The organism is uncultured Lacinutrix sp. (assembly GCF_947500605.1).
GTDB lineage: Bacteria > Bacteroidota > Bacteroidia > Flavobacteriales > Flavobacteriaceae > Lacinutrix.
Genome location: NZ_CANMSJ010000011.1, coordinates 68,114 through 94,155, shown reverse-complemented (window position 1 = coordinate 94,155; position 26,042 = coordinate 68,114). Strand labels below are relative to the sequence as shown.

Annotated in this window: 21 protein-coding genes and 1 tRNA gene; 5 read left to right on the top strand and 17 right to left on the bottom strand. The window is 31.7% G+C overall.

Annotation, left to right across the window (positions count from 1 at the left end):
* The first annotated feature begins 11 nt into the window (after positions 1–11).
* Positions 12–557, top strand: a complete 546-nt coding sequence (locus tag Q0935_RS14205; RefSeq protein WP_299387563.1) for a DUF4136 domain-containing protein — start codon at positions 12–14, stop codon at positions 555–557.
* 46 nt (positions 558–603) lie between these two features.
* Here Q0935_RS14205 and Q0935_RS14200 read toward each other — a convergent pair whose 3' ends face one another.
* The gene (locus Q0935_RS14200) at positions 604–933 is read right to left on the bottom strand and encodes a thermonuclease family protein (RefSeq protein ID WP_299253222.1); all 330 of its coding nucleotides are present in this window, start codon (positions 931–933) and stop codon (positions 604–606) included.
* A gap of 282 nt (positions 934–1,215) precedes the next feature.
* Between Q0935_RS14200 and Q0935_RS14195 the strand changes: the two genes are divergently transcribed.
* Both Q0935_RS14195 and Q0935_RS14190 read left to right on the top strand, forming a co-directional pair.
* Positions 1,216–2,019 (top strand): DUF6503 family protein, encoded by an 804-nt coding sequence (locus tag Q0935_RS14195; RefSeq protein WP_299387561.1) that lies wholly within the window; start codon positions 1,216–1,218, stop codon positions 2,017–2,019.
* Between the two features lies 1 nt (position 2,020).
* A complete protein-coding gene (locus Q0935_RS14190) occupies positions 2,021–2,596 on the top strand; it encodes a DUF2911 domain-containing protein (RefSeq protein WP_299387558.1) in 576 nt (191 codons plus the stop codon).
* A gap of 83 nt (positions 2,597–2,679) precedes the next feature.
* Here Q0935_RS14190 and Q0935_RS14185 read toward each other — a convergent pair whose 3' ends face one another.
* From Q0935_RS14185 to Q0935_RS14150, 8 genes are all read right to left on the bottom strand, one after another.
* On the bottom strand, positions 2,680–4,014 hold the full coding sequence (locus Q0935_RS14185; protein ID WP_299387555.1) for a sugar MFS transporter: 1,335 nt from the start codon (positions 4,012–4,014) through the stop codon (positions 2,680–2,682).
* A 301-nt stretch (positions 4,015–4,315) separates the two neighbouring features.
* Positions 4,316–4,388 (bottom strand) — tRNA-Met (locus Q0935_RS14180).
* Positions 4,389–4,508: 120 nt separating this feature from the next.
* Complete coding sequence (locus Q0935_RS14175; protein ID WP_299387553.1) at positions 4,509–4,691, bottom strand: CPXCG motif-containing cysteine-rich protein; 183 nt, start codon at positions 4,689–4,691, stop codon at positions 4,509–4,511.
* An 82-nt stretch (positions 4,692–4,773) separates the two neighbouring features.
* On the bottom strand, positions 4,774–5,592 hold the full coding sequence (locus tag Q0935_RS14170; protein WP_299387550.1) for a Two component regulator three Y domain protein: 819 nt from the start codon (positions 5,590–5,592) through the stop codon (positions 4,774–4,776).
* Between the two features lie 153 nt (positions 5,593–5,745).
* Positions 5,746–7,062 carry a TolC family protein gene (locus tag Q0935_RS14165; RefSeq protein WP_299387547.1) on the bottom strand — a complete coding sequence of 439 codons (1,317 nt, stop codon included), beginning with the start codon at positions 7,060–7,062 and terminating at the stop codon, positions 5,746–5,748.
* Positions 7,052–10,249: an efflux RND transporter permease subunit gene (locus Q0935_RS14160; RefSeq protein WP_299387545.1), complete on the bottom strand. Its 3,198-nt coding sequence runs from the start codon at positions 10,247–10,249 to the stop codon at positions 7,052–7,054. The genes Q0935_RS14165 and Q0935_RS14160 overlap by 11 nt, the downstream gene beginning before the upstream one ends.
* Positions 10,250–10,251: 2 nt before the next feature.
* Positions 10,252–11,385 (bottom strand): HlyD family efflux transporter periplasmic adaptor subunit, encoded by a 1,134-nt coding sequence (locus Q0935_RS14155; RefSeq protein ID WP_299387543.1) that lies wholly within the window; start codon positions 11,383–11,385, stop codon positions 10,252–10,254.
* A gap of 79 nt (positions 11,386–11,464) precedes the next feature.
* Positions 11,465–13,372, bottom strand: coding sequence for an ABC-F family ATP-binding cassette domain-containing protein (locus Q0935_RS14150; protein ID WP_299387539.1), 1,908 nt, complete (start codon positions 13,370–13,372; stop codon positions 11,465–11,467).
* Between the two features lie 86 nt (positions 13,373–13,458).
* On the opposite strand from Q0935_RS14150, the gene Q0935_RS14145 reads away from it, so the two are divergent.
* Entirely contained in the window at positions 13,459–13,851 is a 393-nt protein-coding gene (locus Q0935_RS14145) for a DUF983 domain-containing protein (RefSeq protein ID WP_299387535.1), read from the top strand.
* Between the two features lie 3 nt (positions 13,852–13,854).
* On the opposite strand, the gene Q0935_RS14140 is transcribed toward Q0935_RS14145, so the two are convergent.
* The 8 genes from Q0935_RS14140 to Q0935_RS14105 all read right to left on the bottom strand — a co-directional run bounded on the left by Q0935_RS14140 (position 13,855) and on the right by Q0935_RS14105 (position 24,436).
* On the bottom strand, positions 13,855–14,901 hold the full coding sequence (locus Q0935_RS14140; RefSeq protein ID WP_299387533.1) for an FAD-binding oxidoreductase: 1,047 nt from the start codon (positions 14,899–14,901) through the stop codon (positions 13,855–13,857).
* A 154-nt stretch (positions 14,902–15,055) separates the two neighbouring features.
* Positions 15,056–15,955, bottom strand: a complete 900-nt coding sequence (gldN, locus tag Q0935_RS14135) for a gliding motility protein GldN (protein WP_055435147.1) — start codon at positions 15,953–15,955, stop codon at positions 15,056–15,058.
* Between the two features lie 41 nt (positions 15,956–15,996).
* The gene (gldM, locus tag Q0935_RS14130; protein ID WP_299253429.1) at positions 15,997–17,559 is read right to left on the bottom strand and encodes a gliding motility protein GldM; all 1,563 of its coding nucleotides are present in this window, start codon (positions 17,557–17,559) and stop codon (positions 15,997–15,999) included.
* A gap of 47 nt (positions 17,560–17,606) precedes the next feature.
* On the bottom strand, positions 17,607–18,245 hold the full coding sequence (gldL, locus tag Q0935_RS14125; protein WP_299253432.1) for a gliding motility protein GldL: 639 nt from the start codon (positions 18,243–18,245) through the stop codon (positions 17,607–17,609).
* A gap of 56 nt (positions 18,246–18,301) precedes the next feature.
* Positions 18,302–19,663: a gliding motility lipoprotein GldK gene (gldK, locus tag Q0935_RS14120; RefSeq protein ID WP_299387521.1), complete on the bottom strand. Its 1,362-nt coding sequence runs from the start codon at positions 19,661–19,663 to the stop codon at positions 18,302–18,304.
* A 168-nt stretch (positions 19,664–19,831) separates the two neighbouring features.
* Positions 19,832–20,998 carry a formimidoylglutamase gene (locus Q0935_RS14115; protein ID WP_299387517.1) on the bottom strand — a complete coding sequence of 389 codons (1,167 nt, stop codon included), beginning with the start codon at positions 20,996–20,998 and terminating at the stop codon, positions 19,832–19,834.
* Positions 20,999–21,001: 3 nt separating this feature from the next.
* Positions 21,002–23,545, bottom strand: coding sequence for a type I DNA topoisomerase (topA, locus tag Q0935_RS14110; RefSeq protein WP_299387513.1), 2,544 nt, complete (start codon positions 23,543–23,545; stop codon positions 21,002–21,004).
* A 117-nt stretch (positions 23,546–23,662) separates the two neighbouring features.
* Positions 23,663–24,436, bottom strand: coding sequence for a hypothetical protein (locus Q0935_RS14105; protein ID WP_299253444.1), 774 nt, complete (start codon positions 24,434–24,436; stop codon positions 23,663–23,665).
* Positions 24,437–24,569: 133 nt separating this feature from the next.
* Between Q0935_RS14105 and miaB the strand changes: the two genes are divergently transcribed.
* Positions 24,570–26,012, top strand: a complete 1,443-nt coding sequence (miaB, locus tag Q0935_RS14100) for a tRNA (N6-isopentenyl adenosine(37)-C2)-methylthiotransferase MiaB (RefSeq protein WP_299387509.1) — start codon at positions 24,570–24,572, stop codon at positions 26,010–26,012.
* Positions 26,013–26,042 lie beyond the last annotated feature (30 nt).

Here is a 26,042-nt window from a genome sequence, read left to right as displayed (position 1 = left end):
ATCTTTTTACTATGAAAAAATTAATAAAAAAAACATTACCATTTCTAGCGTTACTTATTATTGCTAGTTCTTGTACTTCGGTTCGGGTAGCTTCCGATTACGATAAAAATGCCGACTTTAATTCTTATAAAACCTTTGCATTTTTTAAAACAGGAATAGATAAGGCGGAGGTTAGCGATTTAGATAAACGTAGAATTCTTCGTGCTATAGAATCAGAACTTATTGCTAAAGGTTTTACCAAGTCTGAAAATCCAGATTTATTAGTGAGTATTTTCACAAAAGAAAGACAAGAAGTAAACGTATACAATAATGGTTACGGAGCTTACGGTTATGGTTGGGGATGGAGCCCATTTTACAACAACTTTAATAACAACGTTAGTACATCTACACAAGGAAGTCTATATATAGACTTAATAGATGCTAAAAAGAAAGAACTTGTTTGGCAAGGTAAAGGTTCTGGCTATTTAAGTACAACATCTAATGTTGACAAAAGAGAAGCTAGAATTAAAGAGTTTGTCGCAGAGATTATGACAAAATATCCTCCAGGACAAGAATAATAAAACACACGAAAAAGCGACTCTTAATTAAGAGTCGCTTTTTTTTTTACAATAAGTAAGGTTTTGCATGACCATTATCCACCAACCATTGGTTAACATCTAAACCATCTTCTAAAATTATACTCGCTAAATAGCGTCCATACTTACCTTGTTTATCTTTATAAGAACGTATAGTTACTTCTTTATCAAGAATCATAGTTCTTACTATATCTCTTACTTTTTTACCTTCTATTTTTTCTGGACCTCTCATTTCTGGTGTATCTATACCATAGAGTCTTAATTTCATTTCTTGAGAATGAAGAAACCCTAAATCTACAACTGCCGTTACAGTATCACCATCGTAAACTGCTATTATTTTTGCTTTATATGTATACATCTTTATTGTAATGAATTAATAATTATAAAAATAAGCTTTTTTAATTTCATCAGAAATACAACAAACTATAATTCAAACACTTAATCATAAAACACTCTTAATAGAAATAGAATATCAAGTATGCTTTACATTCTTAATAACAGTATCAAAATCAATTAAATATATTGTATCTAATATTAACCTTTACTATCTACTTAATTAACTTTTCATTAATAACTTATAAAATGAAAGTTCTTAATTTTGAATACGACTACTTATAAAGTTTCATACTAAAAACATACAATGACCATACTAAAATCGCTTCTAATCTCTTTTTGTACTATTTCACTTTTATCGTGTAATTCTAACAATAAAACTCCCGAAAAAACTATAGTAGAAGAGACTATTAAACCTTCTGAAAAAATTGAATTATCTAAGTCTCAAAAAATAATAAATTATGCCATTGCAGCTCATGGTGGCGATTTCTATAATAATGCTCAGTATTCTTTCGGTTTTAGAGGTAATATTTATCAATTTAAAAATGATGGTAATAATTACGAGTATACAAAAAGCTCAAATAAAGACAATACTATTACACTTGATGTTTTAAAAAACGGCAATTTCTCACGAACTGTAAATGGAGAAGCTGTTAAACTTTCTGAAAAAGAAATTGTAAGTGGAACTGGCGCTATAAACTCTGTTATTTATTTTGCAACCTTGCCTTATAAACTAAACGATAAGGCTGTTAATTTTAAACACATTGAAAGTACCGTTATTAAAAACAAAGATTATCATGTTATTGAAGTTACCTTTAATAAAGATGGAGGTGGTGAAGACCATGACGACGAGTATTACTACTGGATAAATAAAGATACTAATAAAATTGACTATTTAGCTTACAATTACCAAGTAAACAAAGGAGGTGTTCGCTTTAGAAGCGCTTACAATGTTAGAGTAATAGATGGTGTAACTTTTCAAGATTACATAAATTATAAAGCTGATGTTGGTACGCCTTTAAAAGATTTACCAATGCTGTATGAAACTGAAAAACTAAAAGAACTTTCAAAAATAAAAACTGAAAATATAATTAATTTAAACAAAAACTAAAATGAAGAAATTATTATTTATTATCGCTGTAGTATTAGTAGGAACTACTGTAAATGCTCAAAAATTTACTAAAATGGACAAAAGCACAATGGATCGTGCTTATTACCCAGATGGTGCTCCACATAGAACTTTTGAAAAAGATGAAGCTAAACAAAAAGCACTTACGCCTCAAATAAGAGTTACTTACTCTCGTCCTGCTAAAAAAGGTAGAGAGGTTTTTGGTAGTTTATTAAAATTTGGTGAAGCATGGAGAGTTGGAGCAAATGAATCTACAGAAATTTTATTTGTTAATGATGTAGTATTTGGAGGTAAAGACATTAAAGCTGGTCGTTACTCTATTATAATTATTCCTACTGCTACAGAATGGACATTAAAATTAAATACAGTACTAGATGGTTGGGGAAACTACGGTTACGATGCTAGTAAAGACATTGCAAGTGTAAGCGTACCAGTAACAAAAAGCAACAAGGAGATTGAAAACCTTTCTATTGCTTTATACGAAGCTTCTGCAAAAACAGTACATTTAAAAATAGGTTGGGACACTACAGTTGCTGAGTTCCCTATTACTTTAAAATAATTTCAACAATTATTCACACAAAAAAGCCTTACTAATTGTAAGGCTTTTTTTTATAAATATATAGTTTTAAAACAAGTGTTAAACTAGTCCTTTTTTAAACCTACTTTATGTCCATAAAAAGCATAGTATAGAATTATCACATAACAAGGTAATAAAATCCAATACCCAAAAGATGCGGCTTCTGCCATTGCTAGTAATGCTTCAACGCCATCTGCAAGAAGTGTTTCCTTTTTACTATCTACTAAAGCTCCATAAAGCGGTGGAAGAATTGCTCCTCCAGAAATTGCCATAATTAATAATGCAGATGCCGTTTTTGTAAACTTACCTAATCCTGTTAATGCCAAAGGCCAAATTGCTGGCCAAACTAAAGCGTTTGCTATACCTAATGCTGCTACAAAAAGAACTGATGTAAATCCGCTAGTAAATATAATACAGAACGAAAACACAATACCCAAAACAGCACTCCCTTTTAAAGCTAATGCTTGAGTTATATATTTAGGAATTAAAAACACACCTAAAGCATAAGTTGCTACCATTGCCATTAAAGTAAATAGTGTGAAAAATTTTGCCTTTTCAACAGGAATATCTAAAGCTATACCGTAAGATATAATTGTATCTCCTGCTATCACCTCTACACCAACATATAAGAACAAAGCTAGAACGCCCAACCATAAATGAGGGAACTGAAAAATACTAGTTTTAGATTTCTCTCCAGGAACCAACTCTTCAATGGGCTCTGCTTCTACATGTGGTAATGGTGCTTTTCTTATTAAAATACCCAATATAAATAAAACAATAGCCATAATAACGTATGGCATTACAACACTATCTGCCATAGTGTTTAATATACTTTCTTTTTCAGCTATATTAACGGTGCTTAATTTATCTTTCATTCCATCTATACCAGATAATAGAATTGCTCCAAAAATAACCGATCCAAGAGCTCCTGCTACTTTATTAGCAATCCCCATTATAGCAATACGTTTTGCGGCACTCTCTATAGGTCCTAAAATTGTGATATATGGATTAGAAGCTGTTTGCAACAATGTCATTCCTGCACCTTGAATAAAAATACCTAATAAAAAGACCCAATATGTTCTTGCTCCTGCAGCAGGTATAAATATTAAAGCTCCAATTGCCATAACTATTAAACCTAAAGACATTCCTTTTCTAAATCCTATTTTATTAATAATATAAGATGCTGGCAAAGCCATAACAACAAACGAAATATAAGATGCCGATGCTACTAAATAAGATTGTGCATCTGTAAGTTCGTTAATGGTTTTCATAAAAGGAATTAATGCTCCATTAATCCAGGTTACAAAACCAAATATAAAAAACAAGCCAGCAATAATAAGAATAGGAATTAATGTGCTGTTTTTTGCTTGTTGTGTATTTTCTTCTATTGTGTTAGACATGATTAGTTAGGTTCTTTAGTATTAGCTATTCTTTCTTCAAATCTTTAAAAGATTTTGATTATAAATATAATAACTAAACAATCAAATTATGAAACAAAAGTAAAGAACATTCATTATTGGTTTAAAAACATTATAGAGAAAGGTGTTATTGAAGTAATTATAATGAAACGAAAAAAAAGAAAATTATTATCAGAATAACAGATTTGTTTAAAAGAAAAATTAAATATTGGAAACTAATTTTATTCTGAAGCTTATCTATGGAAAACAAAAAAGCTTCACATTTCTGTGAAGCTTTGCTTAGTAGCGGGAACTGGACTCGAACCAGTGACCTTCGGGTTATGAGCCCGACGAGCTACCTACTGCTCTATCCCGCGATTTTAAATTTGAAACGACTAACTTAGCTTTAAACTTTCGCTTCATAATGGCGACCTAGCTGTTTCGGACTGCAAATATACAATCCTTTTTAGATAAAACAAGCATTTATTTAAAAAAAATTACTGTTCTATATTTAAAGCTTCAAAACCAGTGAGTTCCGAGTCAAAAAAAATTGGAGAAAGTTGAATTGGGTTGCAACAGACCTCACAATCCTCTACATAAGTCTGTTTTGTAACACTACTATCTAACAACATTGATATTGTTTCCCAGCAATAAGGACATTGAAAAAAATGCTCGAACATAATATTTTATGGTTTTATGTAAAAATAAAAAAGAGCCAACTATTAAGTTGGCCCTTTTAAATAATATTTTAGATTTTTTCTCTTAGTCTCTCTCTACTACATAAGTGTTATTAAACGTCACGATAGCGTTTTTTACACTTGCTCTATCTTCTATTACTGTAGCATACTCTATATCCATGTTGTTATCACTAACCATTAAAGTACTTAGTTTACTTAATTGACTAAATTGTAATGGTAAGCTTCCTGTTAATTTATTTTCTGAAAGAACTAATTCTTTTAAGTTTTTTAAGTCTGTTAACTCTAAAGGTATGTGTCCTTCTAACTTGTTATCTATTAGACTTAACTTTTCAAGATTAGATAATAGACCCATTTCTGTTGGTATCTTTCCAGTTAGAAAATTACTACCTAATTGTAATTCTTTTAAATTATTTAAGGTTGTTAGCGCTGTTGGGATAGTTCCTGAAAAGCTATTACTGTATAATGCTAAAACTTCTAAGTTCTTTAAATCTCCTAAAAATGAAGGAATAGAACCGTTAAACTTATTTAAAAATAATTCTAAAGAGGTTAAAGCTTTTAAGTTAGATATTGAAGAAGGTAAGCTTCCTGATAATTTGTTAAAACCGAAGTTAATTTTTCTTAATGCTGTTAAGTTTCCTAATTCATTAGGAAGTGTTCCGTTTAGATTATTTAATTGTAGATTAAGTTCTACAACCTTATTATTTTCTATTGTTACACCATACCAAGTAGTAACATCTGCATTTAGATCCCATGCTTTAGTCCATTGCTCTCCATTTGTAGAAGTATGCAAAGCGATTAAAGCTTCTTTTTCTGTATTTGAAATTCCAGCAAAACTTAATAGTGATGCAAAAAGACAAATTAAAGTTAGATTAATGTTTTTCATGATATCGTTTTTAAACTAAATAACAATCAAAAATAACCTAAAAGAAGATTAAAAACAAATTTTTTCGACGAACTACACAATTACTGATAATGAGACAATTGAGAGCACCTATACTTACTCATTTCATCGATAAAATGCAGTTTATAAAAATCTTTAAAACTGAACATTTAGCAACTCTCCACTTAATTGTAATAGGCTTAATTCTGCTAATTTCGCAGCGAACTTTGCTTGATTTTTACTCAACTCTGCATTAAGTAAATTAAGTTGTGCTTGTCTAAACTCTATAGAATTTACTTGACCGATTTTAAATTTTTCTTGCGTTCGGCTAAAATTATTTTGAGCCGTTACAATATTATTTTCTTGAAGATTATAAATTTCAAGCTTATTTGTAAAATCGTCCCAAACATTATTAAACTCTCTTGTAATACTTATTAAAATATTATCTTTTTGTAGCTGTTGTGTTTCTAAATTAATTTTAGCATTTCTAACACGAGTAATTGTACTACCTCCATCAAAAATATTCCAAGATAAATTTAAACCTGCAGATAGTCCTGTATTTGTAGAAACTGCAACAAAACTTGCTGCATTGTTATTGTTTTTATTCCAACCATAAGTACCAACTAAACCTACTGTTGGTAGGTAAGCAGATTTATTAGACTTAATTGCTAATTGACTAATAGTTATATTTTTTTCGGTTTGTAATAAAGCTATATTTCTTGTTTTAGCTTTATCAAATAAACTATCTTTTATAAATTGTAATGCAAAATCAACTTCAGTTTCTACAGTAAAATCATCTTCTAAAACATTTCCTAAAACAACATTTAAATCGCGTTTAGAGCTTTTCAATTGTTGTTTAGAGTTTATTAGATTTATACTATCGTTTACAATATCTACTTCAGCATTTAAAACACCTAATTTTGTGTTTTGTCCGTATTCGAATTGATACTCAGCTCTCACTAACCTATCCTTAGAAATCTTTAACGTTTCTTCTAAAGCCGAAACGTTTTCTAGTGATTGAGAAACATTATAATACACAGAAAACAATTGGATTACCGTATTCTCTATGGTTTCGCGAGCTTGTAATTCGGACAATTGATATTGCTCTTTTAAACTTTTATAATTATACTGTCTCCCAAGACCATCGAAAATGGTGTAGTTTAAACTTAGTGAAGCATTATACCTATCGCTTTCAGCTCCGTTTAAAACGGTATTAGTTCCATTAGAAAACTCAGATTCGTTATTATCTAAATTATATGTTGCACCAGCGTTACCTGTAAGCGTTGGCAAATAACCTGAATTTAGAATACTAGTATTATTCTCTGCTACTTCAACAGCATTATTTGCTATTTTAATATCGTAGTTGTTTTCTAAAGTCAACTTTATAGCTTCTTCTTGAGTAAGTACACTTTGTGCTTTTACTAAAGAAGTGAAAAATAAGATTGCTAAAACTACACTGTATTTAATGTTCATTCTCTTCATTTTGTTCTTTAATAGCACGTTCTACTTCTTCTTTTGTCACATCTTTTCCAGTATACAACCATTTTCCTCTCTGTTTAATACTATTACTAAAAGACAAGAATAATGGTAAAACTAATAATGTTAATACTGTTGCATAAGCGATACCAAAGGAAATAGAAATTGCCATTGGTTTTAAAAACTGTGCTTGTCTACTTTTTTCTAAAAGTAAAGGTGCTAAACCAGCTATAGTGGTTAAAGACGTTAAAAATATGGCTCTAAATCGAGATTTCCCTGCATTTAAAAGGGCTTCATCAAACTTTAAGCCTTCCTTTAAATTAGAATTAAATTTACCAATAAGTACCAAGCCATCATTAACCATAATACCAATTAAGGCAATGATTCCTAATAGTGATAATATATTAACTGAGAAACCAAGCATCCAGTGTCCCCAAGCAACTGCTGTTAAACTAAATGGCACTAATAAAATTAATAATATTGGTTGACTGTAACTTCTAAAAGTAAAAGCAATTACTATATAAATAAGAAATAGAATAGGAATTCCGGCTTTACCCAAAGAACTCATTAACTTATCTTTTTCTCTATTTTGACCTTCAAAAGATGCAGAAATGGTTGGATATTTAGATTTCAACTCAACCATTGTTATGTTTTTTAAGTCGTCTAAAATATCTGCTGTACTAGTATTTGGATCTTTTAAATCTGCCGAAACTTTAATTTCACGCTGTCCTTCCAAGTGGTTTATAGCAACATCTCCTCTTTCAATAGTGTAAAAGGCGATATCCTTTAAAGTAACACGTTCTCCAGTTGGAGTTACTATTCGCATTTCGTCTAAATCATTAATAGACCCTCTATTGCTTCTATCGTAACGTACCCAAACTCTAATTTCGTCTTGTCCTCTTTGAAAACGTTGTGCCTGTGTACCAAAGAAACCAGAACGTACCTGTGCCATTACAGTACTCAAATTTAAACCTAGTAAATAAGCACTTTCTTTAAGTTCTATTCGTATTTCTTTAATTCCTGCTGGATCATTATCCTCAACATCTTTAAGTAAAACATTAGATTCTAAAACTTGCTTTAACTCTATTTTAGCGGCTTTTAATTCTTCTATATTATTACCTAAAAGTGATACCGAAACTGGACTTCCACCAAAGTTTCCACCAGAACCATAAATTAAACGCTCCGTACCAACAACTGGACCAACTAATTCTCTTAATCTATTAGTTACTAATGACGATTTAATAGTATTTGGACGTTCTTCACCAGGTAACATATTAATTTGTAATCGTGCACTAGAACTACTGTTTATAGTTAAAATAGTGTTTTCGAATAATTGCTTACCTGTTCCTTTTAAATATTTCTCTGTAAACTCTTTATTAACTATAAATGATTTTTCTTCAATCATAGAAATAATAGAATCTGTAATTTTCTCGTTGGTACCATTAGGCATATCCAACTCTATAGAGACTCTATCACTAGCTACAGATGGAAACATTGTAACACCTATAACACCACCTCCAATGGCTCCAAAAGTTAAAATTAATAAAGCTACAAAAACACCCAAAGAGAGTAATTTAAAATTTAAAACGAAGGTAATTGCAGGTGTATATATTTTATCTCGTAAAAAGTTCATGAAGTTATCTCCAGCCTTATTAATGACTCTCATTTTAGAAAAGAATTGCTTAATTTTTGAAGGATTCTCTTCTACAACAGGCTTTCTTAATGCTTTAGAATGTGCTAAATGTGCAGGAAGTATAATTAAAGCTTCAACTAAAGAAACAACTAATGTAAGTATAACAATTACGGATACTTCACCAAAAAACTCTCCAATTCTACTATCTAAAAATAAGAATAATGAAAATGCTAAAAGCGTAGTTATAATTGCAGAAACTACTGGAGGAATTACTTCCATTGTGCCATCAATCGCTGCATCTACAGGAGATTTTCCTTTTTCGTAATGCTGGTAGATGTTTTCGGCAATAACAATACCGTCATCTACTAATATTCCGATAACGATAATCATTCCGAAAAGTGATAAAACGTTAATTGTAACATCAAACTGTCCTGCAAAAATAAACATTCCTAAAAACGAAATAGGTAAACCAAAGGCCACCCAAAACGCTAAACGCATATTTAAGAATAAGGATAAAAATATTAATACCAATAACATTCCTACTATCGCATTCTCGGTTAAAAGATCTGTACGTTGGTTTAGTGTTTTAGATAAATCACGAACCACATCTAATTGTACATTATTATGCTTTTGGTTGTAACCTTCTATATACTCTTTTACTTTATCTGCCGAAGTAATTAAATCTTCGGTATTAGTACTTGTTACAGAAACGTTTATTGATAACTTTTGATTGAAGTATGTCGCATTTGGTGTTTCTGAAAAGCGATCACGAATAATAGCAACATCTTTTAAGCGCACCACTTTACCATCGGCTGAAGCACGAACGACTATATTAGAAAGTTCATCTCCATAATACGAACGGTTATTTGCTCTAATAAGATACTCCTCAGCATCTGTTTTTATAGTTCCTCCAGTTGTTAAAATATTAGTTCTGCTAACTGCTTGAGAAACCTCATTAAATGTAAGATTAAAAGCAAGTAAACTCGTTTCGTTTACCGCAATTTCAATTTCTTCTGCAGGATAACCTGAGATATCTATTTGCGAAATACCATCTATGGCTCTTAAATCGTTTTCTACATCTCTACCAATTTGTTTTAAAGTAGCAAGTGGAATGTTTTCTCCACTTAAAGCAAACGAAATCGTCTCTCTAACCGCTTCTTGTTTTGCAACTACCAAAGGCTCCATTCCTGATGGAAAAGAAGGTACACGATCTACAGCGTTTTTAACTTCAAGCAACATGAAGTCAATATTCTCGTCTTTTTCTATTTCTACAGTAATAGTTCCACTGTTTTCTCTAGACACAGACGTTACACGGTCTATTCCTTTTAATCCTTTTAAATTATCTTCTATTTGAAGCACAATACCTTCCTCTATTTCTTGAGGTGATGCTCCTGGATAAGTAACGTTTACGTTAATTATTTTAGAATCTACTAATGGAAAAAATGATGATTTTAGTGATGTTACACCAAGGTAACCAAAAATACAGAAAGCAATAATAAAGATATTAACCGCTACATGGTACTTAATAAAATAAGCTATAAGTTTTCTCATGTTTACTGTTGGTCTTTAGCTTCTGGTTTGTCTTCAAAAGGTTTAACTAGCATTCCTGCATAAGCGCCTGGAACTGGCTTTTTAAGTATAACTGTTCCGTTAGGGACATTTTTTAATACCACTTTTGTATCAGAAAAATAAACAGGCTTTACATCAAGTACATCTAGTAAACTATCTTTAACCACATATACTTGTTGGCTTTCTAGTAATAGATTTCTATCTATTTCTATAGCATCAACTTCTTCTTTTGCATTTAAATTAGCTTCTAAATACATGCCTTCTTTTAGGCTTGCGTTTTTAACTTCAATGTATGCTGTAATTGTTTGTGTAGTAGGATCTATACTTCCGTTTATACGAGATACTTTTCCTTTATAGCTTTCGGTTTTATCCAAATTATTTAAAGCAACTTCTTCTCCTACCTTAAGTAGGTTGGCAAAGGTTTTACTAATTGCAACTTCCATTTCGTAAACTGAAGGATCTATATACTCTCCAAGTTTTTGTCCGCTTCTAATTAAAGTACCTTCGGTTACCAAAGCCTCTGTTAATATTCCAGAAAATGGAGCTGAGATATAATACTTAGCTAAACGCTGTTCTTGAGTTTTAACATTGTAGTAATTAGACACGATACTTCTACCAGTAATGAAGTAGTTTTCCTTATCGGAAGTCATTTCTGGTAATTTTGGTGTTGTTTTATTTAAATCGAAACTATTAAGATAGTTTTGCCATTTATCAAAGATATCTGGAAAATCTAAACGCAAATCTGGCATAATTGCAGCTATAGAATTATACAAGTTACTTTTTGAAGATTGCACGCTTGCGTAATATTCTGCTGCGTCAATTTTAATTAACGTTTGTCCGGCTCTATATTCTTGACCTGGCTTAAATAATTTATTTCCAGTTTTAAAAATGCCTTGAACCTCTGCATAAAGCTCTAGACGACGCTTAGCTTCAAGCTTACCATTTGCAGCAATTACTATTGGAATTGTACTATTTTGTACAGTATCTATAAATACTGTTTTTACAACTTTTGCCTGTACAGGCTTTGGTTTATTTTTATCTGCTATTAACTTTTTAGCAAATAAAAAAGAGCCTATTATTAGCAATATGCCAACAATAGATAGTATAATTTTGCGCATTGGTCCGGTTTTAAATAGTAAGACCGCAAAATTAGTCTATAGTTTAACCGCTAAACGTTAAAAAAAACTTAAAAAGCTATTAACTGTAATCCTCTAATTGTAAAGTGATTTCCTCCCAATTTCCCATCAATTTCTCAAGCTTATCTTTTTTAGCTTGGTAGTTTTCAAAGAAATTAGGTTTAGCTACAGTCTCATCATAATTAGTAGCTAATTCCACATCTATCTCTTTGATTTCTTTTTCTAACTGATTTATTTTAGATTCAGTATTACTTAATTTATTATTAAGCGATTTTTCTTTCTTTTGGTCTTCGTAAGATTGTTTGTTTTTTTCTTTGGGTGCTTCTTTTTTAACGGTACGTTTTTCTACTTCTCGTAAATTATCAACTTGACGTTTATCTAGGTAATAATCTATATCTCCTAAATACTTCGTTAGCTTTTCATCTTTAAATTCGTAAACCGTAGAAGTTAAACCTTGAAGAAAATCTCTATCGTGAGATACTAAAATAAGTGTTCCTTCAAAACGTTGAAGCGCTTCTTTTAAAACATTTTTAGACTTAATATCTAAGTGGTTAGTAGGCTCATCCATTATAAGTACATTAAATGGCTGCAACATTAATTTAGCTAAAGCTAAACGGTTACGCTCACCACCAGAAAGTACTCTTACATACTTTTCGGCTTCCGATCCACGGAATAAAAACGATCCTAAAATATCTCGAACCTTACTTCTATTCGTTTCGTTTGCAGCATCAATCATGGTATCTAAAACAGTTTTACTTCCGTCTAAATATTCTGCTTGATTTTGTGCAAAGTATCCTATTTGTACATTATGACCCAATTTAAGAGAACCATCATGTTGAATATCACCAACTAAAATTTTAGCTAATGTAGATTTACCTTGACCGTTTTGCCCAACAAAAGCTGTTTTTGCATTACGTTCAATTAATAAATCGATGTTAGTTAAGACTTGTTTTTCACCATAATTTTTTGAAATAGCATTAGTCTCAACCACTATTTTACCTGGCGTAATAGAAACCGGAAAATTAAGTGTCATTACACTATTATCATCTTCGTCTACCTCTATTCTATCTATTTTATCAAGTTTTTTAATAAGCGATTGCGCCATAGTTGCTTTAGATGCTTTTGCTCTAAACTTTTCTATAAGCTTTTCGGTCTGCTCGATCTGTTTTTGCTGATTCTTTTGTGAAGCTAATTGCTGTGTTCTTAATTCTTCACGTAAAACTAAATACTTAGTGTATGGTTTTGGATAATCGTAAATACGACCTAAAGAGATTTCTATAGTTCTATTGGTTACATTATCTAAAAACATTTTATCGTGAGATACAATCGCTACTGCTCCAGCATAATTTCTTAAAAAGCCTTCTAACCAAATAATAGATTCTATATCTAAGTGGTTTGTTGGCTCATCGAGAAGTAATACATCGTTATTTTGAAGTAATAATTTAGCCAATTCAATACGCATTCTCCATCCACCAGAGAAGGTATCTGTTAACTTATCGAAATCTTCGCGTTTAAAACCTAAACCTTGAAGAATTTTTTCGGTTTCACCTTGATAATTGTAACCTCCTAAGATTTCGTATTGGTGTTGCGCTTCGTTTAAATCAATCATTATTTGATTATAACCTTCGCTTTCGTAATCTGTTCTTGTAGCAAGCTGCGTGTTTATAATCTCCATTTGAGATTCTAATGCTTTAATCTCTACAAACGCTTGGTAAGATTCCTCTAAAACAGTTCTTCCCAAAACAAAATCGATGTCTTGTTTTAAAAACCCTATTTTCATATCCTTATCTCCTGCAATCTGACCAGAATCTGGCTCTAATTCTTTAGATAAGATTTTAAGCATTGTAGATTTACCTGCTCCGTTTTTTCCTATAAGTCCTACTCGGTCTCCATTCCCTAATTTAAAAGTAATGTCTTCAAAAAGGTATTCTCCTTGAAATGAAATAGATAGATTATGAATGTTTAGCATTGATTTGTGACTTATGTTACACAAAATTAAACGGTATTGTTTAACTTTGTTTTATTGTTTAACGACTGCAAAAGTACACAAATTATATGTTTAATAAAGGATCTAAACTCTACGGAATATTTACAGGTGTTTGCCCAAAGTGCCATGAGGAATCTATGTACAAAAATAAAAATCCTTATGCGCTTACAGAAATTTTTAGCATGCATGAAAATTGTAGTAATTGTGGTACTAAATACAAAATGGAACCTTCATTCTTTTATGGCTCTATGTATGTAAGTTATGGTGTTGGTATTGCTTTTGCTGTAGCTGCTTTTGTAATTAGCTATTTGTTTTTAAACAGTTCTCTTAATACTGCTATGATAGCAATTGTAGCTTCGTTAGTAGTATTCTATCCGGTTATTATTAGGTTATCAAGAAATATATGGATTAATATATTTATGAATTATGATAAATCTTTAGCTAAAAAGGAAAAAAAATAATGACTATTGGTTAACAAATCGAGTAATATCTATTTCATTATCTAAACTAGAATTACTTTCAATGTGGTTAAAAAGTTGTTTTGCAACATAAGGTCCAATCATTACTCCTCTTGTTCCTAAACCATTTAATACAGCTATGTTCTTATGTCTTGGATGCTTACCAACTAAAGGTCTTCTATCTTTAACTGTTGGCCTTATACCTGCAACTTGATCTACTACTTCAAAATCACAAGTAATTAGCGTTTTTAGCTTATTTAACAGTTCTTCTTTAGCTTCTTCTGTAATGATATTAGTTTTATCTGTTCGTTCGTAAGTAGAACCAATACGGTAAATATCATTACCTAATGGAATAATAAACACACTAGATTTTAAAACGTAATCTAAATTTAAATCAGGTGCTTTTATAGTTACTAATTCTCCTTTACTACCTTCTAATGGTAATGTATTAAAAAATGGATTCTGTTTAATTCCATAACCTTCGGCAAAAACAATTTCTCTTGCTGAAATATTTTTATAAACTAATGACTCTTCTTCGAATTGAATTAAATTATAGTCAATAGCTTCTTCAATTAGTAACAGTTTAGATTTTAAATCTTTTTTATATTCTGAAATTAATAATTTAGTATCAATTCTACCTGTTTCTAAAACTTCACCAAAACCAAATTCTGAATTAATATATTGATTATCGTTTTTATAAATATTTAAAGACATATAATCTGAAAGTCCTTCACGATCCGATCTTGCAAACCAATTGTTTTGCTCTTCTAAAGAAGTAAAACGTTTTCTAACAGGAACCTTGTAGTCTAATTTAACATTTAGTCTTTTTTCAATTTTAGTATACATTGGTAGAGCTAAAGCTAATTGTTCTTTGCTTTGCCAAACAGGTGTAAAACGTTTTAAAGTAACTGGATTATAAAGTCCGCCAGCAACTGTAGACGATTGTTGGGAATTATCATCTAATACTACAAACGTTTTATTATTCTCCAATAACTGCTCGGAAAAGGCAATCCCTGCTAATCCACAACCTACTATTATGTAATCTACTTTCATTCTGTAAAGGTAAAATTAATCTGTCTTTTATTTTTGAATAATAAGTTAAGTTTATTTCATTTTCTGTAAATAAGAAAATTATGTCTACTGTATTAAACAAAAAAAACGCTCACTAGTAAAAGTGAGCGTTTTAAAATATATTAAGTGTTTCTAATTAGTATGACCACATATCTAATTCGAAGTTTCTTATTTTTTCTTTAATCCTTTCAGATTCTAAAAGTTGCATTAATGCATTTTCAGCAACATAATCTTCAACTTTACGATCTCCAAATACATTTTCTTCTCTTGTAATTACACCATTAAAACGACGTGCGTTTAATATGTGATCGAAAGAAAATGGTATAGCACTGTTTTTAGCGTTGAAAGATTTTGCTTCATGCAATACTTCTCTAGCATCTGGAAAGAATACCCAAAATAATGGATTAGGCTCGCTATTAGCAGCATCGTCAGAATCTAAAAAGTTTACATCTGGAGCTGCAGGTGCAAGTCCTAATAAACGGTATTTTAATTCACCTTGACGCTTATCGAAATACCATAATCCTTTAATAAGGTATGCACTTACATGATAAGAAGAAATCTCTGTTTTGGTAATGTATTCTGGATCAACACGACCTTCAGCATTAAATTGATCATAACCGTAATCTAGAGTATCTATCTTAGTAGTTATGTCTATCATTTCTTTTGCTGTACGCTTAGCGCTAAAATAAGAATCGTTATAAACGTTTTCTATTTTACCTTCAGCTATAGCCTTTGTTAAAACATCGTAAAGAGAACGTCTGTTGCTTCCGATATTGTTAGTATCCACAGGATAGTACAATGGAAAGTTAACACGCTCATCTAATACTACTTTTTCCCAAGTCATTTTAGCGAACATAATATCTCTATCATCAACATAACCATACTCTAATGGTTTATCGTTGTCTAAAGCTTTTTGTTCTTCAGTTCTCACACCTATCTCTTCAGGAGATTTAGCGTTTAAAATGTTAGCTTGAGCAAATGCGCTAGAAGAGATAAGTACTCCACATACGACTGCTAATAAAGATTTATAATTCATTTGTTTCTTCTTTTTTTATTAATTTACTTATAAAGTTATTTTTAGTTAGATAACTCTATAACTATTGGAGATGCTGGCTTCATTTTTGGACCTGTAGATCTTGATTTAATTTCAAAAATCTGAATTGCATCACCTCTTCGTGCTTTATTGATCGCTGCTTTAGCTTGACCATTCATTTTGTTACCGCTTACAGTAATACTTGGTTGTCCTGGTACTTTTACTTTAAATCCAGTAACCGTTAATGGTAAATCGAAATCGAAATCTAATAATACTGCTTTAACTGTACCTGCAGCAACATTAGCTCTTGGAAGTCTTCCTGACTCTTTACCTGCCATTTGACCTGTTGGCTTAGGAATATCTTTAATTCTAAATACTGCTTTATCAGATGCTTTTGATCCATCATCTAAAGTTGCACTTACATTAATAGTTACTTCTTTACCAGAAGATGGCACCATGTTATATTTACCTGCTTTACCAGCTTTAGATAATCCAGAACCTGAAGCAGATACTTTATTATCTGGAACACCAGCAAAAGAAATAGTCATTGGGTTAGATACACCACGATAAACTACATTCATTTTATCTGCAGAAATAGTAGCAGAATTCGGTCTAGGTACTACAACGTAGTTTCCTTTAATATCAATTTCTAAAGGCTTACCGTCTTCTAAGAAAGTAAATTTACCTTTAATATCATGCTCACCTACATTACCAACATTAAAATCTAATGTTGCAGCTCCAGTAGAATCGATTGCTTTAGATAAATCAATCTCTTTTCCTTGAACGTTTAATTTTGTTGGAGCAACTTTTGCGTATTTTCCAATTACTACTTTACCTTGAAACTTTTCACCTGCGAAAAATGCAGACTTATCAGCTAAAATAATTGCTTGATACTTGTTAAGAGAAACTGCATCTGTTAATACATTACCTAAATAGTAATTCATTAAGTTAGCTTCAGTTACTTTAACATCATTTTGTATTGCTGTTAATTTTGTAAAAGATGCAATTGCTGGGAAACCTTTAAAGTGATAATCTAACCAATCGATTTGTTTACCGTCCTTGTTTTTTTGCTTTGAAGTATCAAATAAATCTTGAAAACTTTTTAAAGCTTTACTAGCTTTAACATCTTTTCCTAAGATGTCACTAACTTCTGCTTTATAAGCTTCAATTTTAGCCATTACAGCTTCACCTGGCTTAGATAAACGGTCTCCTGTAAACCACATTTCATCTAAGATATCAGTTTTATCCATCGCTTCGAAAGGTAATTTACCAGTCTCAGGATCGATTTTATACTCACCTTTTTTAATTAATTCGTTCTTTAAAGACTCTAAGTAATCGTAGAACTTTTGAGAAGCAATACTAATTTGCTTAGCTTTAGTTGCAGGAACTTGAAATTCTTCTGGTTTCTCTTCTCCCTTTTTCTCTAAATCTGCTAATAAAGCAGCATTTCTTTCTGAAGTATCTGTATTTGAAGTAGAAAACTTAGCTTCCATTAATCCAAATGCTGATAATACTTCTTTTGACATATTCATCGCCATCATTGCGATAAATACTAAATACATCAAGTTAATCATTTTTTGCCTTGATGATGCTTTTCCTCCTGCCATGTCTAATTAGTTTTTAATTTATTAATATTAGTTATACTAATTACTAATTAGTTTTTATTCATTGCAGTTAACATTCCACCATATACTCCGTTTAAAGAAGATAAGTTAGATGCTAAAGATTGCATTTGCTCTTTTAATTTGTTTGCATTTTCTACAGACTCTTCATTAATCGTTGCTTGACGACTAGCAGATTCCATTTGTACTTTATATAAACTATTTAAAGATTCCATTTGTGCAGCAGCAAGAGTCATTTCTTCTCCATACTTCTTTTGTGCAGCCATTGCATCTACTGTAGGAGAGATTCCTTTAGCAGCTCCTTCAAAGTTTTTAATACTGTTACCTAAGCTTGCCATTAATTCACCATCAATTTTAGCATCTTTTAATAAGTTGTCTAATTTTTTAGATAATAAACCTTCAGCATCTTTAGGCTCTTCTTTTTTAAGCGCTTTTTTAGTTGTAGTAACTCCTCCTGCTAATTCTGGGTATACTAGAGACCAATCTAAATCTGAAGATTGTCTTTCGAATGCAGAATATGTAAATACTAAAGCTTCTACAATCATACCAATTGTTAATATTTCTGAAGCCCAAGGCCAGTGTTGAATTTTGAATAAAGCTCCAACGATTACTAATGCTGCTCCAAGTCCGTAGACCATATTAGTTACTGTGATTTTACCTTTTTGTGCCATAATTTCTAAGTTTTAGTTTTTAGTTGTTAATTTATAATTATTTTTAGTAGAGTTAATTATCTTCTTGAATTAGCTGTAACTTCAGTTCCCATATAATCTTGAACTGTTCTAAAGCCAATATAACTTCTTGCAGAATCTGCATATTCATAATCTCTTGAACTTACTTGTAAGAAGTATGCAACATCTTTCCATGATCCACCTCTAACAACTTTACGTTGGTTACTAGCTTCGTTTACACTTGGATTAATTGTTGACATATGCTCGTAAGAACCTGGATCGTAAGATGCGTTTACCCATTCTGATACGTTACCAGCCATATTATATAAGTTGAAATCGTTAGGCTCGAAAGCATCAGCTTCTACAGTATATAATGCTTGATCTGCTGCATAATCTCCACGTAATGGTTTAAAGTTAGCCATAAAACAACCTCTGTCGTTTTTAGTGTATGGTCCTCCCCAAGGGTAATCTGCTGCTTGCAATCCACCTCTTGCCGCATATTCCCATTCTGCTTCTGAAGGTAAACGGTAAGAATTTACGTAATGTCTTTTCTTTTCTTTTCTGTAAGAATTATGCTTTAATGTTCTCCATTGGCAAAAAGCTTTAGCTTGCTTCCAAGACACACCAACTACTGGGTAATCTCCATAAGCATCATGCCAGAAATAATCGTTATGCATTGGCTCATTATAAGAGTAAGCAAAATCTCTAATCCAAGCAGTAGTATCTGGATAGATTTCTACTTCTTCTTTTATAATAACATCTTTACGACGTAAGTTTTTGTTTTTTGCTGCTTTTTCAATATCCATGTAAGAATACTGGAACTTGAATTTAGTTACATCCCAAGTACGTTGACCGTTATAAGACTCTTCGATTGGCAAGTACATAGTATCCATAACCTCTACGTAGTATTCATCTGGATATTCTGCAGTATCGAAAAATAACTCTACATCGCGATTTAATTTTCTTCCCTCGAATCCTGTTTCTCCAAGACCACTATAGTTATCTAACATATATTGCTCGTAAGGAGTCATGTTTTCTGGATCTGCATCTTTAAAAGCAAATTCACCAACACCTCCATTACCAGGAACTTCTCCTATTTCGTCAGCTAAAATAGCTAACTTAGTTCTTATAGTAGAATCTCTTACCCATTCTACAAACTCACGGTACTCACTATTTGTGATTTCTGTTTCGTCCATGTAAAATGCTCTAACCGTTACGGTTTTTGAAGGTGCATCTTGAATACCAGCTAAATCATCTCCAGCTTTACCCATTATAAAGGCTCCACCAGGAACCAAAGTCATACCATAAGGCTTCTCTGGATGCCACTTTTTCCCTTTAACACCAACTAATTGACCTTTATCACTAGAACCACAACTGGCTAAAAGCGTTAAGACTACTGTTATTAATAAAAACTTCTTCATATTCATTATAAACTCGAGGTTAATTATATACTCCTAATTTTTAAGAGCGTAAACATATTTATATATTTTTTAAAAAACAACTTTTAAAGGAAAAAAAAAGACACCTTATCGTGTTAAAATTACTTTTAAACGATTTGTGAACAATTTAAATTGAATGATTTCCAATAATTATACGTTATTCTTTTGATACGCCTTATACCACCTATCAGGCAGCTTACCATTGCATGCATCTAAATAATCTTTGTGCGTGCAAGGTAATAACGTATGCTTTTTTAATTTATTATTAACATTTGCTAAAAAAGGTATTTCTACCCACCATCTTCCAGTTTTAGTGCTTTTATAAAACACCAATTCTTCAGCGTCAGCTAAAGTAGTGAATTTTTGATGATTATTATCATCTAAAAAGTCGTCATCTTTTACTCGACAATTTACACCTTCGATAAAATACCATATCATTTGAGAAATTAACATTGCTGTAACTTCATCATCATAAGAAGGTTTATACTCAAATATACCAAACGCAGATACTTTATTACTTATTCCTGCATAGCGAGCAATGGCGCAAATTTCTTTTCCATCTAAACCATTTGGAGACAACCTTTGTTTTAAACTCACCTCAGAAGCCTTTACAGCGCCCAAGTCTATACTTACTACATTTGCATCTCTCATAACCGGTTCTGCAAGTGTAATGTCGTTAGAGACCTCTCCAAGACGATACGCTTCAAAATACAAGCGTTCCATTAAATCTATTTCTTCTTGAGAATTAAAATAGGTTTGATAGCCTAAAGCAGCATAATTAAATAAATTATAAGGCTCATCTAGTATTATTTTACCAATAAAACTATCATTTTTAATAGGTTTAGCAGAATCGCCAAGGTCGAAACGTGAATCTACATTCACGATATTTACCATTGGCATTAAATTATCGTAAGCTCGATAAATAGGATAAGTTAAATCTTGACTCCCTCCCAATATAACAGGAATGATTTTTTTCTGAATTAAAATAGAGACAGTTGTTTTTAGAGCGAAATAGGTGTCTTCTACAGATTCCCCTCTATTAATATCACCTAAATCGGCAATAGCAGTATCCCAAATTCCAGGAAATAAAGCGTAAAAAGACTTCCTTATTTCATTTAGCTGAAATTCTTCACCTATATAATTAGTATCGTTTCTATTTTCTAAAACACCTACAATAGCAATTGAAACACCTTTTAAATCGGGAATTCCTTGCTGCTCAGAATGAATTTTCAATTTTCGTCCTAACGCCTGCATTGATAACAACTCGTTATGTGCTAAAACGGCATCTGAAACTGGCGACAAAAAATTAAAGTTCATATATTATTTCTTTTTTGCAGTTGTTTTCTTAGCTGTAGTTTTCTTCTTTGCTGCTGTTTTTTTCTTTGCAGCAGGTTTCTTTTTAGTAGCTTTTTTCTTTGGTGCGTTCTTTTCCAGAATAGCTTTCACCTCTTCTAAAGTCAAGGCTGGTGCATCTGTTGTTTTAGGAAGTTCAATTTTAACCTTTCCTTGTAAAATATTAAATCTTCCCCAACGTGCTTTTTCTACACGAATACCTTCATCTTCCCAATTATGAATAACCTTGTCGATCTCTTTTTGAATCTTAACTTCAATTAATTCAACAATATCATCATCTGATAAATTATCCCAATCGTATTTTTTATTCACATTAATAAACATATTGTTCCACTTTATAAATGGTCCAAAACGTCCTTTTCCTTTTTGCACAGGCAAGTCCTTATAGGTATATATAGGAGCATCTGCTTTTTGCTTCTCTTTTATTAATACAATTGCATCATCCAATTCTACTGTTAATGGATCTGTACCTTTTGGTAATGAAACATAGGTTTCTCCAAATTTCACATACGGTCCAAAACGACCATTATTTACAGCAACTTCAAGATCTTCGAAAGTTCCTAAATTTTTAGGAAGCTGAAATAAATCCATAGCTTCTTCAAAAGTGATACTTCCTAATTGTTGATCTGGACTTAAACTTGCATAAGTTGGCCCTTCTTCATCGTCGCTCATTCCCATTTGCACCATTGGTCCAAATTTCCCTAAACGCACACTTACACGCTTTCCAGTTTTAGGATCCTCACCTAAAATACGTTCTCCAGATTCTCTTTCTGCATTTTCTTGTACATCAATAACTCTTGGATGAAAATCTTTATAAAAAGCTTTCATCACATCTTTCCAATCTGCTTTACCATCTGCAATATCATCAAACTGATCTTCCACATTCGCGGTAAAACTATAATCTAATATACTTTGGAAATGGTTGACTAAGAAATTAGTTACAATAATACCAATATCCGTTGGCACTAATTTCCCTTTATCTGAACCTACTTTTTCTGTAAGTAAATTATCTTTTACACTTCCGCTTTCAAGAACCAATTGTGTATAATTACGTTCTACACCTTCAACAGTTCCTTTTTCAACGTAGTTTCTATTTTGAATAGTAGAAATTGTTGGTGCATAAGTAGACGGTCTACCAATACCAAGTTCTTCTAATTTCTTTACAAGTGATGCTTCTGTAAATCTATAAGGTGCTCTTGTGTAACGCTCGGTAGCTGTAATATTATTATTCAATAATGTTTCACCAATTTTCATTGCTGGTAACATTCCTTCTTGCTGCTCTAAATCTTCATCATCTGTACCTTCTAAATAGACTTTTAAAAATCCATCAAAAGTAATCACCTCTCCATTTGCAGTAAACGTTTGCTTATGTGAGGCTGCATTTATTTTTACATTGGTACGTTCTAATTTTGCTTCGCTCATTTGTGATGCAATAGCACGTTTCCAAATTAACTCGTATAATCTTGTTTGGTCGTAATCTAGCCCAGCAGTGTGTACTGCAAAATTTGTAGGTCTAATTGCTTCGTGAGCTTCTTGCGCTCCTTTAGACTTTCCTTTATAATTACGTTCTTTTGCGTATTCTTTTCCGTAAGCATCAATAATTTCTTTTGCTGCTCCTTGTTTAGCTTCGTTAGATAAGTTTACACTATCTGTTCTCATATAAGTAATTAAACCGGCTTCGTATAGACGCTGTGCCATAGTCATGGTTTTACTTACTGAAAAATATAATTTACGCGATGCTTCCTGTTGTAATGTTGAAGTTGTAAATGGTGCAGAAGGTGATTTTTTTGCTGGTTTCTTCTCAAGATCTGAAACCTTAAACGTTGTATTTGCGTTTTGCTCTAAAAACTTTAACGCTTCTGCTTTTGTTTTAATCGATTTTGGCAATTTTGCTTTAAACGATTGTCCTTCTTCATTTGAAAACTCGGCATCAATTCTATAAGATGCTTCTGCTTTAAACTCATTAATTTCTTTTTCACGCTCTACAATCAATCTTACTGAAACCGATTGTACTCGTCCTGCAGATAAACCACCTTTTACCTTTCTCCATAATACTGGAGACAACTCGTAACCTACAATTCTATCTAATACACGACGTGCTTGCTGTGCATCTACTAAATCGTAATCTATCTGTCTAGGGTTCTCTACTGCTTTTTGTATTGCTGCTTTAGTAATCTCATGAAAAACAATACGTTTTGTTTTCTCTTTAACCAAACCTAAAGACTCAGCCAAGTGCCAAGCAATAGCCTCACCTTCTCTATCCTCATCACTAGCCAACCAAACCATTTCTGCTTTTTTCGCTAAATCTTTCAGTTTTTTTACAACTGCTTTTTTATCTGAAGATACTTCATATTTTGGGTCAAAATCACCATCTACATCTACACCTAATTCTTTAGAAGGCAAATCGGAAATGTGTCCATAACTCGATTCTACTTTAAAGTCTTTTCCAAGGAATTTCTCTATTGTTTTCGCTTTCGCAGGTGACTCAACTATTACTAAATTCTTAGCCATTTTTCATTTTTTATGAGTGCAAAGGTATAGCAAAAAAAATATATGAACCTAATTAAAATACTATACACCTATATATATACCAAATAAAAAGCCTTGAAAAACAAGGCTTTTTACAATTTATTCAAGACCTATTTTCTCGACAGAATCAACAGTATCTTCCCCTATAACTTCTTTATATATAAAGTATAACGGATGGTCTGCGAAAGCTGCTGTAACAACAATTCCTATTCCACACATTAACATCCCTACCATAGATGCTAATAATGAAGAAATAATTACTAATCCAAAAGTAATTAGCCATTTCTTGTGTCCTATTTTAAAACTTAACTTAATAATTTCTGAAACCGTTAATTCTGGATTAAATGCAAAAATTACAGTAAAAAACGACATTGGTACCATAACATAAAACAAAGGCAAATAACATAATAACATTGCTACAATTGAAATTGCCATACTCGCTAACATTAACAGAAAGATATTAGTTAAATAAGGTGCTTTAAAAAAATAGAATAACGACTTAAAACTTACTGCCTCTCCTCTATCTATTGCTCCTAAATCTTTAAAAAATGCTGCACGCATTGCAACTGTTACAACACTAAGTAATAAAATACCTATAATAAATAATCCCATATAGACAATAGAAAAACCTCCCATAAGCATAGACAAATCCTCTGGATTCATTTGTCCGTTTTCCGAGCTTCCAACCAAGGCAACTACAAATGGAATATAAAATATTAAGATAAAAGGAATTATAATTACAAATGCTATTAATTGCACAGATAGTCCGTGCATCCAACTTTTCTTAAACAACTCTATCGACTTGTTAAAAATTGTACCAAAATCTAAAGCTTTATTCGCTTCTATTTTCTTTTCTATTTCAGAGAAATTCATCTACTTTCTTTTATTTAAATGTTAATGCTTCAAATGTAAGTTTTTTAACTATAATTTATAACTGCCACTTTGTCACTTTCATTTAAATAATCTTATCTTTGCATACTAATTGATTTTGATTTTATCAATAATTATGGAGAAGACTATAGACGAAGCTAAACAAGGCGAGGCACTTATTTTAAATCAAAATAAAGCCAACACAAAAAAACTTTTTATAGAAAGCTACGGTTGTGCTATGAATTTTAGCGACAGTGAGATTGTGGCTTCTATACTAGACAACCAAGGCTATAATACTACTAACAATCTGGAAGATGCAGATTTAGTTTTAGTAAACACTTGTTCTATTAGAGATAAAGCAGAGCAAACTGTTAGAAAAAGACTGCAAAAATATAATGCTGTAAAACGTATAAACCCAAAAATGAAAGTTGGTGTTTTAGGTTGTATGGCAGAACGTTTGAAAACTAAATTTCTAGAAGAAGAAAAAATTGTAGATCTTGTTGTTGGGCCTGATGCCTATAAAGATTTACCTAATCTTTTAGCAGAAGTTGAAGATGGCCATGATGCTATAAACGTTATTTTATCTAAAGATGAAACATATGGAGATATTTCTCCTGTACGTTTGAATACTAATGGCGTTACTGCTTTAGTATCTATAACTCGTGGTTGCGATAACATGTGTACTTTTTGTGTGGTACCATTTACTCGTGGTAGAGAACGTAGTCGCGATCCACAAAGTATTATTGAAGAAGTAAACGACTTATGGAGCAAAGGCTACAAGGAAATTACTTTGCTTGGTCAAAACGTAGATAGCTACCTTTGGTACGGAGGCGGATTAAAAAAGAATTTTATTAAAGCTACAGAAATGCAAAAAGCAACTGCTGTAGATTTCTCGAAATTATTACAAATATGTGCAGAAACACAACCTAATATGCGTATTCGTTTTTCGACTTCTAATCCTCAAGACATGAGTTTAGATGTTATAAAGATGATGGCAAAATATGATAACATTTGTAATCACATTCATTTACCGGTACAAAGCGGAAGCAACCGTATTTTAAAGGCCATGAATCGTTTACATACAAGAGAAGAGTATTTTACGTTAATAGATAATATTCGTAGTATTATTCCTGATTGTGCCATAAGTCAAGATATGATTGCTGGTTTCCCAACAGAAACAGAAGACGATCACCAAGACACTTTAAGTTTATTAGAATATGTAAAATATAACTTTGGCTATATGTATACTTATTCTGAACGACCTGGAACACTTGCAGAACGTAAATTTGAAGATGATGTTCCTGAAGCTACAAAAAGCCGCAGATTAAGCGAGATTATTGCGCTTCAATTAGAGCATAGTGAATTAAGAACAAGAGAATTTTTAGGGCAAACTGTAGAAATACTAGTAGAAAAAGAATCTAAAAAATCTAAAGACCAATGGTCTGGAAGAAGTCAACATAGTATTGTTGCTGTTTTTCCAAAAGACAAATATAACATTGGAGATTTTGTAAACGTAAAAATAACAGATTGTACAAAAGCAACACTAATAGGTGAAGCTGTAGAACTTTCTAGACAATAATTAAAAAGTTTCGGACTAAGTAGAAATAAT

Bases quoted from the DNA above. Each gene is read 5' to 3' on its own strand.
- gldL (WP_299253432.1), bottom strand. From the start codon at position 18,245: ATGGCACAAAAAGGTAAAATCACAGTAACTAATATGGTCTACGGACTT.
- Q0935_RS14185 (WP_299387555.1), bottom strand. From the start codon at position 4,014: ATGTCTAACACAATAGAAGAAAATACACAACAAGCAAAAAACAGCACA.
- gldM (WP_299253429.1), bottom strand. From the start codon at position 17,559: ATGGCAGGAGGAAAAGCATCATCAAGGCAAAAAATGATTAACTTGATG.
- Q0935_RS14205 (WP_299387563.1), top strand. From the start codon at position 12: ATGAAAAAATTAATAAAAAAAACATTACCATTTCTAGCGTTACTTATT.
- Q0935_RS14200 (WP_299253222.1), bottom strand. From the start codon at position 933: ATGTATACATATAAAGCAAAAATAATAGCAGTTTACGATGGTGATACT.
- Q0935_RS14145 (WP_299387535.1), top strand. From the start codon at position 13,459: ATGTTTAATAAAGGATCTAAACTCTACGGAATATTTACAGGTGTTTGC.
- Q0935_RS14195 (WP_299387561.1), top strand. From the start codon at position 1,216: ATGACCATACTAAAATCGCTTCTAATCTCTTTTTGTACTATTTCACTT.
- Q0935_RS14170 (WP_299387550.1), bottom strand. From the start codon at position 5,592: ATGAAAAACATTAATCTAACTTTAATTTGTCTTTTTGCATCACTATTA.
- gldK (WP_299387521.1), bottom strand. From the start codon at position 19,663: ATGAAGAAGTTTTTATTAATAACAGTAGTCTTAACGCTTTTAGCCAGT.
- Q0935_RS14150 (WP_299387539.1), bottom strand. From the start codon at position 13,372: ATGCTAAACATTCATAATCTATCTATTTCATTTCAAGGAGAATACCTT.
- gldN (WP_055435147.1), bottom strand. From the start codon at position 15,955: ATGAATTATAAATCTTTATTAGCAGTCGTATGTGGAGTACTTATCTCT.
- Q0935_RS14155 (WP_299387543.1), bottom strand. From the start codon at position 11,385: ATGCGCAAAATTATACTATCTATTGTTGGCATATTGCTAATAATAGGC.
- Q0935_RS14175 (WP_299387553.1), bottom strand. From the start codon at position 4,691: ATGTTCGAGCATTTTTTTCAATGTCCTTATTGCTGGGAAACAATATCA.
- miaB (WP_299387509.1), top strand. From the start codon at position 24,570: ATGGAGAAGACTATAGACGAAGCTAAACAAGGCGAGGCACTTATTTTA.
- topA (WP_299387513.1), bottom strand. From the start codon at position 23,545: ATGGCTAAGAATTTAGTAATAGTTGAGTCACCTGCGAAAGCGAAAACA.
- Q0935_RS14190 (WP_299387558.1), top strand. From the start codon at position 2,021: ATGAAGAAATTATTATTTATTATCGCTGTAGTATTAGTAGGAACTACT.
- Q0935_RS14105 (WP_299253444.1), bottom strand. From the start codon at position 24,436: ATGAATTTCTCTGAAATAGAAAAGAAAATAGAAGCGAATAAAGCTTTA.
- Q0935_RS14115 (WP_299387517.1), bottom strand. From the start codon at position 20,998: ATGAACTTTAATTTTTTGTCGCCAGTTTCAGATGCCGTTTTAGCACAT.
- Q0935_RS14140 (WP_299387533.1), bottom strand. From the start codon at position 14,901: ATGAAAGTAGATTACATAATAGTAGGTTGTGGATTAGCAGGGATTGCC.
- Q0935_RS14160 (WP_299387545.1), bottom strand. From the start codon at position 10,249: ATGAGAAAACTTATAGCTTATTTTATTAAGTACCATGTAGCGGTTAAT.
- Q0935_RS14165 (WP_299387547.1), bottom strand. From the start codon at position 7,062: ATGAACATTAAATACAGTGTAGTTTTAGCAATCTTATTTTTCACTTCT.